Annotated in this window: 17 protein-coding genes; all 17 read right to left on the reverse strand. The window is 51.2% G+C overall.

Annotated features, from left to right (window positions below):
• Nucleotides 1-452: 452 nt before the first annotated feature.
• On the reverse strand, nucleotides 453-1,328 hold the full coding sequence (gene hypB / locus B3527_RS05180; RefSeq protein WP_290479371.1) for a hydrogenase nickel incorporation protein HypB: 876 nt from the start codon (nucleotides 1,326-1,328) through the stop codon (nucleotides 453-455).
• On the reverse strand, nucleotides 1,328-1,570 hold the full coding sequence (locus tag B3527_RS05185; RefSeq protein ID WP_290479370.1) for a hydrogenase maturation nickel metallochaperone HypA: 243 nt from the start codon (nucleotides 1,568-1,570) through the stop codon (nucleotides 1,328-1,330). The genes hypB and B3527_RS05185 overlap by 1 nt, the downstream gene beginning before the upstream one ends.
• Nucleotides 1,570-2,289, reverse strand: a complete 720-nt coding sequence (locus B3527_RS05190; RefSeq protein ID WP_290479369.1) for a hypothetical protein — start codon at nucleotides 2,287-2,289, stop codon at nucleotides 1,570-1,572. The genes B3527_RS05185 and B3527_RS05190 overlap by 1 nt, the downstream gene beginning before the upstream one ends.
• 10 nt (nucleotides 2,290-2,299) lie before the next feature.
• Complete coding sequence (gene hypE, locus B3527_RS05195) at nucleotides 2,300-3,358, reverse strand: hydrogenase expression/formation protein HypE (RefSeq protein WP_290489764.1); 1,059 nt, start codon at nucleotides 3,356-3,358, stop codon at nucleotides 2,300-2,302.
• Nucleotides 3,358-4,503, reverse strand: coding sequence for a hydrogenase formation protein HypD (hypD, locus tag B3527_RS05200; protein ID WP_290479367.1), 1,146 nt, complete (start codon nucleotides 4,501-4,503; stop codon nucleotides 3,358-3,360). Before hypD ends, hypE begins: the two co-directional genes overlap by 1 nt.
• Nucleotides 4,500-4,796, reverse strand: coding sequence for a HypC/HybG/HupF family hydrogenase formation chaperone (locus B3527_RS05205; protein ID WP_290479366.1), 297 nt, complete (start codon nucleotides 4,794-4,796; stop codon nucleotides 4,500-4,502). The genes hypD and B3527_RS05205 overlap by 4 nt, the downstream gene beginning before the upstream one ends.
• A 10-nt stretch (nucleotides 4,797-4,806) precedes the next feature.
• The gene (hypF, locus tag B3527_RS05210) at nucleotides 4,807-7,191 is read right to left on the reverse strand and encodes a carbamoyltransferase HypF (RefSeq protein WP_290479365.1); all 2,385 of its coding nucleotides are present in this window, start codon (nucleotides 7,189-7,191) and stop codon (nucleotides 4,807-4,809) included.
• Nucleotides 7,188-8,366 carry a hypothetical protein gene (locus B3527_RS05215; RefSeq protein ID WP_290479364.1) on the reverse strand — a complete coding sequence of 393 codons (1,179 nt, stop codon included), beginning with the start codon at nucleotides 8,364-8,366 and terminating at the stop codon, nucleotides 7,188-7,190. Before B3527_RS05215 ends, hypF begins: the two co-directional genes overlap by 4 nt.
• Complete coding sequence (locus tag B3527_RS05220) at nucleotides 8,363-9,223, reverse strand: NifU family protein (protein ID WP_290479363.1); 861 nt, start codon at nucleotides 9,221-9,223, stop codon at nucleotides 8,363-8,365. The genes B3527_RS05215 and B3527_RS05220 overlap by 4 nt, the downstream gene beginning before the upstream one ends.
• Nucleotides 9,224-9,229: 6 nt before the next feature.
• Entirely contained in the window at nucleotides 9,230-9,451 is a 222-nt protein-coding gene (locus B3527_RS05225; protein ID WP_290479362.1) for a hypothetical protein, read from the reverse strand.
• Nucleotide 9,452: 1 nt separating this feature from the next.
• The gene (locus B3527_RS05230) at nucleotides 9,453-9,590 is read right to left on the reverse strand and encodes a hypothetical protein (RefSeq protein WP_290479361.1); all 138 of its coding nucleotides are present in this window, start codon (nucleotides 9,588-9,590) and stop codon (nucleotides 9,453-9,455) included.
• Nucleotides 9,591-9,675: 85 nt separating this feature from the next.
• Complete coding sequence (locus B3527_RS05235) at nucleotides 9,676-10,680, reverse strand: hypothetical protein (RefSeq protein WP_290479360.1); 1,005 nt, start codon at nucleotides 10,678-10,680, stop codon at nucleotides 9,676-9,678.
• Between the two features lie 114 nt (nucleotides 10,681-10,794).
• A complete protein-coding gene (locus B3527_RS05240; protein WP_290479359.1) occupies nucleotides 10,795-11,100 on the reverse strand; it encodes a hypothetical protein in 306 nt (101 codons plus the stop codon).
• 5 nt (nucleotides 11,101-11,105) lie between these two features.
• Entirely contained in the window at nucleotides 11,106-12,332 is a 1,227-nt protein-coding gene (locus B3527_RS05245; RefSeq protein ID WP_290479358.1) for a DUF3422 family protein, read from the reverse strand.
• An 18-nt stretch (nucleotides 12,333-12,350) separates the two neighbouring features.
• Nucleotides 12,351-12,857 (reverse strand): hydrogenase maturation protease, encoded by a 507-nt coding sequence (locus B3527_RS05250; protein WP_290479357.1) that lies wholly within the window; start codon nucleotides 12,855-12,857, stop codon nucleotides 12,351-12,353.
• On the reverse strand, nucleotides 12,845-13,177 hold the full coding sequence (locus B3527_RS05255) for a hypothetical protein (RefSeq protein WP_290480837.1): 333 nt from the start codon (nucleotides 13,175-13,177) through the stop codon (nucleotides 12,845-12,847). Before B3527_RS05255 ends, B3527_RS05250 begins: the two co-directional genes overlap by 13 nt.
• Nucleotides 13,178-13,185: 8 nt before the next feature.
• Nucleotides 13,186-13,551, reverse strand: a complete 366-nt coding sequence (locus B3527_RS05260) for a hypothetical protein (RefSeq protein WP_290479355.1) — start codon at nucleotides 13,549-13,551, stop codon at nucleotides 13,186-13,188.
• Nucleotides 13,552-13,595: the final 44 nt, after the last annotated feature.

The following is a 13,595-nucleotide window of genomic DNA, read 5'->3' on the forward strand; positions in this document are numbered from 1 at the left end:
TCACCTCGGTGGGGCAGAGCAAGACCACACAGCGCGATCGGCTACAAAGTCCCGAAAGCGCTCATGAAACGCGAGAAGGCCGAACAGCCAGCTTGCGCCTGAAGCCCGGAAAATCCTCCAACCGGGTGGCCCAGAGATGGGGAGCAGGTCAATCTGAAGCCAGACTAACTCAAATAATGGACCACTTTTTGGGGAGCAGACCAGCAACTTTCTGGAGTTTGGGTTACACAAACTCAAACACGCAGCATTCTCTGAAGTGCATGCATCCAATATGTCCAAGCTCAGTGAAAGGCCGGGAACGGACGATCACTATTTCGGGTAACCGCACGGCCAATAATGGCGCCCAAGACCAGTTCCCAGCTGCAAATCGTTTATCCGGGTGGCACAAATCCAAGCCGCCGCATAAGAACGATGATTGACTATATAACTGAGCAAATGAATTGCCGAGCGATTCACCGTACCGCTCGAACTCTGGGTGCGTTCACCTCACTTTTCAAGAATGCAAGCCACTGATCCATACCTTGGTTGGACTTGGCTGACAGCAACAGAACTTTTGCGTCAGGGTTCACCGCCTTGATATTCGCAAGGCAGGCCTCTTCATCAAAATCAACATGCGGTGCCAAATCCATTTTGTTCACGATCACAAGGTCCGATGCTCGAAACATGTGAGGGTATTTCAACGGCTTGTCTTCTCCTTCAGTCGTCGAGATTATCGCAACCTTCATGTGTTCTCCAAGATCGAACATCGCGGGACAGACTAGATTGCCAACATTCTCAATAAACAAGATCGAACCTGCCGCGGGGTTGAGAGTTTTTACGGCACTAGAGATCATGTCCGCTTCTAAATGACATCCCGCACCCGTATTGATCTGGAGCGCCTTTGCGCCAGCTTCTCGAATGCGGTTTGCGTCATTGGCCGTCATTTGGTCGCCCTCTATAACAGCAATATCCAACTCATCATTTATGGCTGAAATTGTCGCTTCGAGGAGTGTGGTTTTACCTGCACCCGGAGAACTCACAAGATTGAGCGCCAAGACTCCTCGCCCCTCAAACCATCCTCTATTTTGCAGAGCGATCTGATCGTTCTTTTGGAGTACCGCCGTTTCAAGGCTGATAATTTCACCGCCAGGGCCATGCACATGCGGCTTGTCATCCCCTTCATGATGATGGTGATCATGGTCACCATCATGGGCATGATGATCATGCGGTGCTGCGCTCTGGGTTTCATCTAAAATCGACCCCGGACGCACGATCTGCGTTTCGCCGGTTTCAGGGTCCGTTATTGTGACAGCATTTTCCGTATCGCTACATCCGCATGTTCCGCACATTACGCAGCCTCCTCTGTTTCAAACTCTTTTATTAAAAATGTATCGCCCTCAGCGGAGACAATCTCTAGTGTCGCATTTTCAACAACCGTACCTTCGGCCACGATACCAAAACAAAACTCCAGGGCCCGAGACTCTACACACGCTTGGGGGCCTACAGACAGACAAATCCTTTTAACCTGACGGCCTTTGGCATGTTCCGTCACAATGGCGACAATGTTCTTTGTCAGCCCTAACTCATGCATTAGACTACTCCCCAAGCGAGCGGGCCGGTCTCAACCAAAATATAAGTTCCCATGGCAATGGCTAACCCGGCAGCGGCGGTATTTAATCCGGCATGCATCCATCCCATGCCTTTATCCACCCATTTCAATGGCCAAGCGACGACATATGTCAGTGCCGCCATACCCAAGATAGATCCCAGTCCAAAACTTAGGACGTAAAACACCGCTGTGGACACGTTTTGTGTTGCGGCCACCGCTAAAGCCAAAAGACCTGCTGATCCGGCCGCACCATGAATAAGGCCAATGAACAAGGCCTTGACTGGAAACCCTTCAGGATGATCGTGGACGTGCGGGTCAAGATTGTGCGTCTCCTTCGAGTCTGCATGCGAATGGACATGCATATGTTTCGCGCCATCCTCATGTTGATGACCGTGAAAATGTAACTTCTTTTTGCGAAACCGCCGAAAGACATCCACGCCCAGCACTATCAGCATGACCCCTACCCCAAACTCCAATGCGGCGCTCATGCGTTCCGTCAACTTCAAACCAAGCAAGATGACACTTGTGCAAATCGCAAACAGCGTAATGGTGTGGCCAAGCCCCCAAACTGCACCTCGGAAAGCCAAGGATCGTTTGGACTTCTTCGTGTCGGTCATCATCGTGCCTATGGCCGCCAGATGATCCGCTTCGAGCGCATGGCTCATTCCTATGAGAAACCCGAGAAGTAGAAAACCTATCACGTCGACCCTCCTAGCAAATTCTTGGCAGTTGCGCGCCGACGAGCATGTCAACAATGCGCCCACCGCCAAATATGGTCGTCATTTCCACACGCCCTGGTGTGCCTGATGTGGCTCTTCCTATAATTGCCGCATCCTTACCTGCCGGAAGGTTTCGCATCACGTTCAACGCGACCTCCGCATCTTCTTCAGGAACAAAAACGACCAGAGTGCCTTCATTAGCCAGATAAAGAGGATCTAGGCCTAGAATCTCGCACACGCCTTTGACCTCTTTTCGAATGGGAAATTGCGTTTCTTCGATAACAATATGCGTGCCTGATGCTTCCGCAATCTCATTCAAGGCGGAGGCCAATCCTCCTCTTGTTGCGTCTCGGGCGCAGCGTGTGCTTGGGACGGCTTTTGTGACAGCCTCCATGAGACCAGCCAATGATTGACAATCAGATGTAATGTTTGTCTTCAAGGCGAGGTCACCGCGCGCTGCCATTATGGCTGCGCCATGATCGCCCAAATAACCGTTTACGATTGCGACATCGCCAGGCTCAACCGCGCCAGCGTGAAGGAGCACGCCAGGAGGGATAACGCCAATACCTGCTGTCGTAATGAAGACCTTGTCAGCGCTACCGCGTTCCACAACTTTCGTATCCCCGGTCACAATCTTTACACCGATTGAATCAGCCGTTTCTTTCATCGTCGCAACAAGGCGTCTGAGCAAAGTTACTTCAGTACCTTCTTCGATAATAAATCCCGCCGATAGCCAAAGCGGGCGTGCGCCACCAACAGCAAGATCATTCACAGTTCCGCAGATAGCCAGTTTTCCAATGTCACCGCCAGGAAACTCAAGAGGGTCGACAACAAACCCATCAGTTGTGAAGGCGAGTTTCGCGCCGGCTTCAGATAGCGCGGCTTCACTAAGGCGGGCCTGGTCTTCGTGGCTTTCAGGTTCGAAGACGGATGTAAAAACATCATCGATTAAATCCCTCATTGCGCGACCACCCCCGCCATGAGCCATGGTGACATATTCAGCGCGCAGCGTTCGCCGTTTTGTCGGTGCAGATGTCGCAGGTGCTGCCATTACTCTGCGCTCTCCACTTGTGTGCGCACTCCACCGTATTGATAATAAGCTGCGCAAGCACCTTCTGAGGACACCATAAGGGCACCAAGAGGCATGTCAGGCGTACACCCAGTGCCAAATTGCGGGCATTGTTGAGGCTTCATCCTGCCGGTCATCACAGCACCGCATTCGCATCCCTCTGGCTCTTCATATTTAGTCCGCGGACGGCCATACCCGATTTCAAATTTTCGTTCAGCGTCGAAAGCAGCATATTTTTCGCGCATCTTCAGGCCAGACTTGTCAATTTCGCCAAGGCCGCGCCATTCGAAAGTTTCGCGGCGTTCATAGACGTCAGCGCATGCGGCAATGGAAACAGCGTTTCCATTATCCGGTACAATGCGCGCATACTGGTTTTCAACATCGGCCCGGCCGTCACGGACTTGCTCCAAAACCATCAGGACGGATTGGAGCAAATCGAGCGGTTCGAATCCCGCGACAACAATTGGCTTTTTATAATCGCGGGCAATAAACCGATAAGGCTCAATACCGATCACCATTGAGACATGCCCCGGCCCGACAAAGCCATCGAGTTCCATATAGGGGTCTTCCAAGAGCGCCTTTATGGGTTCTGGTACGGTAATGTGATTGCAAAACAGGGAAAAATTAGTGAGCTCTTCTGCTGCTGCCTGTTGCGCGCAAAGCGCGGTTGATGGCGTGGTTGTTTCAAACCCCAACGCAAAGAAAACAACCTCTTTGTCAGGATTGCGCCGTGCAAGTTCCAAAGCGTCGAGCGGAGAATAGACCGTGCGAATGTCCGCGCCTTCGGCTTTGGCCTGCAACATTGATTTTTTGGTTCCCGGGACGCGCATCGCATCGCCAAAAGTCGTAAAAATGACATTTTGGCGCTCAGCCAATTCTAAGCAGTCGTCGACGCGCGACATTGGCAGAACACAAACAGGACAACCGGGTCCGTGAATAAACTCCAAAGCCGGCGGGGTTAGCTTATCCAGTCCATACCTGAAAATCGCATGCGTATGTCCCCCGCAAACTTCCATAATGCGGATTGGCTTTTCGGGTGTTGCACCGATTTCGCCTACGACGCGTTCGATCGCCGCCAGCGCGCCCTTTGCTGCAACGGGATCACGAAATTCGCTTGCGTATTTCATCCGTTCTTTTCCATGGCTAATTGTGAGCGGCGCATGGCTTCGATTTCTTCTTGAGCCTCCCCCAACATCAACAAGACCTCCATCGTCTTGGCTGCTTCCTCTTCATCAATGCGGCTCATCGCAAAGCCCACATGCACAAGGGCCCATTCACCGATCAGAGCATCAATATTGCCATCTTCTGGCATGATACAGGCAAGATTGACCTCTCGCTGAACACCTGAAACATCGATCATACCTAGCTTCTTGGTCGCATCAGAAATCGAAATTATTTGTCCGGGAATACCAAGGCACATAAATATTCTCCTATTGAGGACTGGGTTGAAGTGAGGCAGCGGCGATAACCGCTTGACCAAGGGATAGACCGCCATCATTGGCGGGAATTTGTGAGTGGCTTAAAACACGATAGCCTAGGAACTGGAGTTGATCGTGAACGAGCTGAAACAGCGTTCTGTTCTGGAAGCAGCCCCCACTTAGCGCGATGGTTTCAAATTTTCGATCCGAGCCTGAGAGCTTCGCCACCATTTGCACAATGACACTTGCAAGGCCTCTGTGAAAACGCGCGGAAATTGTCCCAATCGGTGTTCCAACGACCAAGTCTCCAAGCATGGCGCGCCAGGCCCCCAAAGGTTCAATATAGGGCATCCTTGTTTCCTGATGCAGCGGAATAGAAAATGGATATTTCAAACTGTCCGGCTCATTTAAGGCAGCGGGGTCTATCGACGCTTCAAATAGCATGGCGGCATGCCCCTCATAGGACTGCTCATCCCTCAAGAGCCCCGTAATAGCGGCAGCAGCATCAAATAATCGTCCGCATGAGGAGGCAAGTGGCGACTGTGTGCCGCTAGCCATCATCCCATCAAGGGTCTCTCTTGGGGCCTCGTTCAAGTATTTGAAAATATCGAGGTCGGCAAAATTCATTGCAAACTCAGCCCAACCCATTTCTGCGCGAATATGGGCATAAGCATTCCGCCACGGTTGGCGAACGGCCTGTTCTCCGCCGGGAAGTGCGACGGGTTTGAATTGCCCCAGCCTTTCATATGAACGGTAGTCACAAGCCATGAATTCCCCACCCCAAACGGTTCCGTCAGGCCCCCACCCTGTTCCGTCCAACGCAACGCCCAAAACCCGGCCTGCATCCAGTGGCCAATTGTTCTCGGCCATACAGGATGCGATATGGGCATGGTGGTGCTGGATTTCGATCAACGGAATCTCGCGCTCACGCGACAAGCCCCGTCCGGCCTCTGAAGATGCGAAGGCAGGATGTGCATCAACTGCGATCGCATTGGGCTTGTGATCGAATAAGTTCTGATAAAGAGACAAGTTCCGAACAGCCTCGTCTCGGGCAGCCGGATGCTCCATATCCCCCAAATGCTGGCTTAATATCGTTTGACCATTTTTGACCAGACAGAACGTATTTTTGTAGTCCCCCCCCATGGCCAATAGGTCGTCCACATCGACAAAGCCGTCAGGCAGATCCAATGATTGAGGGGCATAGCCTCTGGCACGTCTGATCACGCGTTCACGTCCAGCTACGACACTGGCGACACTGTCATCCACGCGGTTGATAATATCCCGGTCATGCAGACAGGCAAAATCTGCAATCTGTGCCAAGTCTTTCCGGGTTTGTTCATTGGTTATGCATTGCGGGGCGCCTGATTTGTTTCCCGATGTCATCACGATTGGGCGCTTCATGCGCCGCAACATTAAGTGATGTAAAGGCGTATAAGGGAGCATAAACCCGAGGCGGTTTAGCCCTGGGGCAACGACCTCAGGAAGGGTGCCCGGTTTGGCTTTCAACAGCACGATTGGAGCCGCAACACTCTTGAGTACCGCTTCCTCAGCCTCGCTAACCTCGCAATATTGGCGAATGATATCGACCGTCTTTGCCATAAGAGCGAAGGCTTTATCTTTGCGGCCTTTCTTGGCCCGAAGGCTCGCTACCACGTCAGCCTTTGTCGCGTCGCAAGCTAGATGAACACCGCCAATGCCTTTGATGGCCACAATATGACCCATCATCAACATTCCGCCCGTGGCATCAACGTCATCCATCATGGAGAAGGCTTCGCAATTGACTACACCTCCCCCTAGTTTTTCAATCCAGGCTTTCGGGCCACAAACGTGACACGCCACTGGCTGAGCGTGCATGCGGCGATCTTTCGGATTGTCGTATTCTTGCTGGCAATCGGCGCACATAGAGAATGCCCGCATGCTTGTTTTTTCGCGGTCATAAGGGGCGCCATCAATGATCGAGAACCGTGGGCCGCAATTTGTGCAATTGGTAAAGGGATATCGATAGCGACGCTCAAACGCGTCAAAGCTTTCAGTATTGCAGTCCGTACAGCTTGCTGCATCCGGCGTGATCGAGACGCGCATGTCTCCGCCTATTGTGGCGATAATCTCAAAACCGTTGGGAGCATTGTCGCTTATCTGTTCTCTGGTCAGCCGATCAATTTTAGCCAGTGGCGGTAATGCTTCAGGCAGTGAGGTGACAAACTGGTCAATGCTGTCTCCCCAGAGGTGGATCAAAACACCATTTGCGGTATTGCACACGTCACCGCGCAAACCGAGATCCGTTGCCAGTTTCCAGACCGTTGGCCGGAAACCGACGCCTTGAACCTGACCGCGAATAAGAATGGCCTCTCCTTTTATGGGGATGGCATCAACCGCGTGTGCTCCATCGCTCATCATGGCTCAATCCGCCACAATAAAATCCGGTTGTTTCCGCTATCGGAGACGACGGCCATCCCGTCATGGCAGGTCAAACCATAAGGCCAACAAACACTATCGCGCCTGGCGACACCCCAGCCATTATCGCCTTTTGATGCAAAATCAGGTTGTGCCATCAATCGATTGGCGTCTGAGTTCATCGCGCAATCTTGCCAACCCAGAAGTCTCGAATTTGCTGTATCAGCGACCAAAAGCTGATCGCCATTGACGGTGATCGCATAAGGCATATTCAAAGCCTTTGCGTCAGGATAATATGCTTTTTGATTGTGGTCGCATTCTGAGAAGTCTGACTGCCCTAATACGAGATCACACGCTTGGCCGTTTTGTGTCGGAAACCCAGTCCAAAGCATGACTCGATTGTTCCCTGCATCCGTGACCGCGAAATGGCCATTCCAGAAAGCGGTCGCATGTGGCCAGCGCATGCCAGCGGGACCGACCTCTTGACCCGCATTTTCATGTCGCTCATCAAAAGTCGCCTGACCTATGACCAAATCGGCAGGTTGCCCTGTCACTTCAGGATCATTCCAGACCAGAACGCGCCGGTTCCCGCTATCACTAACCACGAGCCGGCCATCAATTTCCGCGACCCCATAAGGCCAGTGCATCGAATTCGCCTGAGGTTGATCCTTGCCGAAATTGGCAAGGACATCATTCGCATTGATCTGTCCCAATATAATATCGGCAGGTTGATTGTCATCGACTGGCACGGTTTTCCAAAGCAAGACCCGGTGGTTCCAAGCGTCAGCAACAGCAAGCCCCTTCCCCCATGGGCTGACCCCCGTTGGCACGTTTAAAGTTGAGGCGTTCGCAGCGCCCTTGGCATTGCGTCCTTCGGAAACGAAGTCAGGTTGACCGATCAATAAATCAGCTGGCTGGTTATCGACCTTTGGACCAGTTTTCCATCCCAGCAAGCGATGATGGCCGGTATCAGCGACCCATAAGGAGCCGTCCGGAAGCAGGCAGGCGCCACGAGGGCCAAACAGGACAGACGGACTGGGTGCATTTGATACTGCAAATTCAGTCTCGACCCATCCCAATACAATCTCGGGCCCGTCCTTATTGAGCAAACTTGCCCCGGTCGTCACCGAGCCTGGTGCTTTTACCGATGGGGAAAGAGAGATCTTCGCTGTGCTCATCTCGTCAGTCGCACTTCAACAATATTTCGTGTCACACGAACGCCATGCGGCTGTAATTGAACTTCAGGAGCTGTCAGGCATTCTCCGCTTTCGAGCGAATACTGAAATCCGTGGAATGGACACGTAATCAAACCCTCGTCGATAACGCCGTCATCCAGACGAAACCCCATATGAGCGCACGAATTATTGAAACAGGTTATCTTATCGCCGAAGCGCGAGAGCAGAACGGACTGGTCGTCAATATCGAGTGTTTGCGTCGTCCCATCTGGCAGATCTTTTAGATTGACGGTTTCGGTCCAGCCATCTTTCTGGAATGAGGCAAAAGGAGATACAAATTGAACACCTTCTCCACCGCCCATGCCTTTGACTTGCTGAATTTCAGTCGCTTCGGGCACATGGGTTTGTATGGCCGTCTTTACACCGGAGTAGAATGTCAGCGCCGAGGCCGGACATCCATCACAAGCACCCAGAAACCGAACCACAACCTTAGGGAGTTCAACTTTTACCAGTTCGACATCACCGCCATGACTGGCAAGCATCGGGCGAATGGTCTCAAGAGCCGCTTCAACCCTCTCAAACAAAGAGGCTCTCAATATTCCATGTCGTCGCAAGACCGTATAAACGATTTCGTCCGATGCAGCAGCCTTCAATGCAGGTCCAAATTCCGGCACCTCAGTCAGTAATTTGATCAGACGCTTAAATGCCTCGGCGTTCAAGGCATCAATCGCTTCCCCTCTGGCATGTGCAGCATTGCGTTGCTCTTCAGGCCAAGTATCAGCCAATTGCTCAAGTGCTGCAATGTCACTCAACAGAGATGGCAGATCTTTTTCAACTGATTCTTCGGGGGACGTCGCCATTTACGATTACCTGTATTTGAGGTCTTTATAGAGAATTGGCAGAGTAAACCCGCTAACAGCGCCACCAACGACTGCCGCGATCACCACCGAAACAAATTGCCCCAATCCTACGAGGATCACCGCCCCTAACAGGGTGGCCAGAATACCGCGCAAGAACACCTGAGTGTAATTTGCAAACAGGCGACCGGTTACAAACAGTTTGACCGAGTCCATGACCATAGAAAACATGCTAAACCCCTGCCAAAATCGTAAGTGCAAATATGCCGATAATCACAGCGGCGGCGCCACCGACCAAGCCATATAGACCGCCCATGCTAGCAGCCATTTCTGCGCCGAGGGCATCCTTACCAATGATCCAGCCCGACATAGCACCTCCCGCTAAAGAGGCAGCAATGCCTCCGAGTATCGCTATTATTAGTAGTGTTGACATTTAATCCTCTTTGTTCTGATGTTTATTGATTGATTTTGTGTACGTTTGAGAGTGGCTGCGAACTACCAAACATCTCGGTTTCCAATTCTTCCAAAGCGCCGCTGACAGCTTCGACTTTGTGAATGTCCCCCAGCTTGTTAAAGACAGAACGAGCTTCACGATAAAGACGAATTGCCTCCTTCAAGTTTTCCGGATTGCCTGCCTCTGGATTTTCAGGGTCATCTGGCAAGTTCGCGATGCAGTTCGCCTTGTTAGAAATCGTGTTTGCGTACTCGGCAGGCGTATCTTCCAAAGTTCTTACACGCAGCGCTTCATCATAGGCCTCAATTGCCCGAAAACCGTTTTCGACCCTATGACTTGAAGAGACATACTGGAGCGCATTACCAAGATTGTTCTGCAGCATCGCATATTCACTTGGGTTGTCGACAATAGTTACGACCTTCAACCCCTCTTCAAAAGCTTGCACGGCAAGAGCCTCCCGCATTTTTGAACGCTCATCCGAAAACGGAATTGACATAAAGGCTGTCGCGAGATTGTTCTGCAGAATGGCAAATTCTGCGGGATGCTTTTGTGCATTGAAGGTGCGCAAAGAACGTTGATAGGCGGAAATGGAATCGGTGATTGGCGCCCGGTTGTAGGAAGCCAAATTTTGCAAAATGAGGCCCAAATTCATTTCGGCTTCGGCAACTTCTTCTGACGTCCCCTGAATCCGCAAAGCCTCCAAAGCGCTGTTCATGGAATCACGAGCGCCTTCAAGATAACCGGGGTCATTCGATGGAACGGACATTTGGGCGGTTGCCATTCTAGCCTTGATCCGAGCCGAAAGAAGACCTTCGGTTTCAGGGCATAAATGCACCGCGTCATCGTAAAGCTTTATTGCCTCAATCAAGTCATCAAGTGATTTAGGCTTTTGCTGCATGCCCATGGCGATTTCCATCAGCATTTCGGCTTTTTCGGCGTCACTCGCACTTGCCGAGGCGACAGCCTCTCGGGCCGCTTTGGCTTCTTCTTGTGATCGGCTCACCATTCTTCGCGTTTCCCTAGAAGCCTTGTACTGGCTTCATATTTTTTGTTTTTTGATAATAGGCATCACTTTGAAGGTTTGTCTACGTAATACTCACAATGAAAACTTAGTTTGCACTTATGATGAAGGAATGGTGCAAATCAAAGCGGCCTGAGATGGGTCCCACTCGGCTGTCACGTCATCGCAAACCCACTCCGCTAGGCCGTTTGCGGCAAAAACGTCTTGCGCTGCAACAACGCGGTCTCCTTGAGCATTTCTGATTTTCAGGAGGCTACCCCCAGCCCTTACATGCTGAACCGGCATAATGAGCAATTGGTCTTCACGGATGATCGCAATTATAGCCTCGATCCCCTGAAAGTAGGTTTCATAAACACCGACAGGAACATAGACAGAGCCGCGCCTTATAGAAATTGTCGCACTCATCCGGTTTAATCCCTCTCCGTGCGGTTTTGAACTGTGAGATCCAGAACGCGCCGGCGTGCTCGGCGCGTCAGGATAAAAGACAAAGTGATTATGACGGGCACTGATAGTGTAACTAAGAGGCTATCGCTTATGGTAAAATCTGGTAGCCCTTTTAAGACATAGCTCACAAGCCCGATGCCATAGTAAGAAATAGCAGCCACAGACAGCCCCTCAACCGCTTGCGACAAGTGAACTTGTTGGCGTGTTCTGTGCTCCATCGAAGAAAGTAGCTTTTGATTTTGAGCTTGAGACATCTGGTCAAGCTGAGTACGGGCCAACTCCATCGCCGATCGTACTGTCAAGGAAGTCTGCTCCAAACGTCGATCGAAAGCCTGTATTGTTCCCATAGCCGGCGCAAGCCTATGCTCAATGAAGCCCCCCAAGGTCTGGCGTTGGCCAATAGGCACCTCACCCAAACTATCAAGACGTGAACGCACAATGTTGTAATAAGCATTCGAAGCCGCAATACGGTAACGTGTCTTGGATTGAAGACTCCCCACTTCAGCGAGAATGATCGCCAAGCTATCTATCGCCCCCCCAAGATCTTCACGAGTGACAATAGAGAGGTCCAAAACAGCAGCCTCCGCACGCCCCTCAAGCTCTCTCAGAGAGTCTGAAGCCATCCGAACGACTGGCAAAGCAAGTAGGGAAATCGATCGATAGATCTCGAGATCAATTAGGCGCTTAACCAATCGCCCGCGTCCAAACCCATCATCAAATCCACCGGTCACATAGTAAGGCACCAACCCATCACTATTTCGGAATGAGGTTGTAACCACGACCCCATCAAAAAATGTCCCACCGCCGAACAATCTTTGCTCCGGAAACTGAGTTGCCATATCTACATTTGATTTCTGCGATAGGGTAATCTTGATACCGGATAGCTGCCTTGCTGGTGCGCTGCGGATCAAGTCTAGTATTTCAGAAGCTGGAGCGGTTTGGCCGACATAAGTTATCGATACAAACTCCGTGTGCCTCTCAAATCTTATTATGCCATCATTACGTTGAATGATCTGATGACGTTCTGCTGGATTAAACTCTTCTGACCACGTTCCTGAGCTACCCTCGATTTCCTGGAGAGCCCAGCACCAAACCTGAGCTTCTGAAAAATCGATGTCCAGTGGTGGTCGTGAGTGAAATTCGGCGTCTATGGCCGCTCGGTCCTGATGCTGTTGAAAGATCCCAGAACTCAATTACTGCCCCCCCAGCCTCTATGCATCCTTCTGCACCGAAATCTCAGGCCATTTTAGCTCCGGCATGCAAGCCAGCTTGTGAACCTGCTTGATCACTTCTTTGGCCGCGTGGGCAACTTTTTCTGTCAGCCCAATGTGCATTTGCAGTGATTGCGCCTCGATGAGAAAGACTTTCACATGCTTTGGGAACTCATCCTCGTAAATACGCTTCCCGGCATAAAGAGCATGATCCCAGCGAAAATCATGCAAGTTCAGACTTTGCTCTTTAGGCGCTGCGAGCACCTCCCCTGGAACCTCATATATGGCCCCCGGATTACCTTCCGGCGCGCGAGCATCCACGACAATCAAATGCGTGGAACCTCGGGCATGATACATAACCCCCATACCATCTGTACCGGCGTCATAGAGCTGCACATATTCGGGCAACTCAACATCGCGCAGAACATTGATAACGGTTGCTCCAACGCCGTCGTCACAACGATTGGGGTTTCCGCAGCCAATAATCGCCAGTTTTAAATTCGCCATAGTCGGCAAGACCATTCCGGTTCCACAGGAAGCATCAGCTCGGGCAGATCGCAAAATTTGTTATGGGTCTGATAGTACATGCAAGTTTCACATGGCTGTTCAATATCGTGCGCTTCAATCGTATAGTCCGTGAACCCGGAAATGATCAGTTTCTTATCCAGATCATCGCCAGCTTCGTTTTGCAGTCGCGTGATAAACTCGTTGACCATTTCGGACGTTTCCGCACGCGGAAAGACCTCAGTCTTAAGGCCTGCCTTTAGCTTCCCAGCTATGACACTTCTTAGAGCAGTATTACATCCAGGTTTCATATTGTCGTCCATCGGCACGCTCAAATGCGCCAAAGCCGGCACCACCATTCCGGCTCGGCAGGCAGATTAAGTTCTGGAAGATCACACCAACGTCTGTGAACGAGATAGTACATGCATTCCTGACATCTCATCTCATCCTCGCCATGTGGCGAAAGCTTCCAACCGCTTACATCCAATTTGGCGCGCAATTGGTTTGCGTCCATGGCGCGCAACTCATCCAGGAGAGCAGAAAACTCTCTATCGGTCTCAGGAAACGGCTCTAACTGAGTTGTGAGCCCGTCTTTGAAAGCATCCTCAATCATTTTGATGAGGGTGTCATGATCAGCATTTGCAGGTGCAACGCCGTACTTATCCTTGTATTCCTCTGCAGATGTTTTTGTGGTCATGATTTTTTCTTCAGATATGTTTTAGACCCTAAATGGAAAGTCTG

The organism is Hyphomonas sp. UBA4505, from assembly GCF_002388685.1.
Classification (GTDB): Bacteria; Pseudomonadota; Alphaproteobacteria; order Caulobacterales; family Hyphomonadaceae; genus Hyphomonas.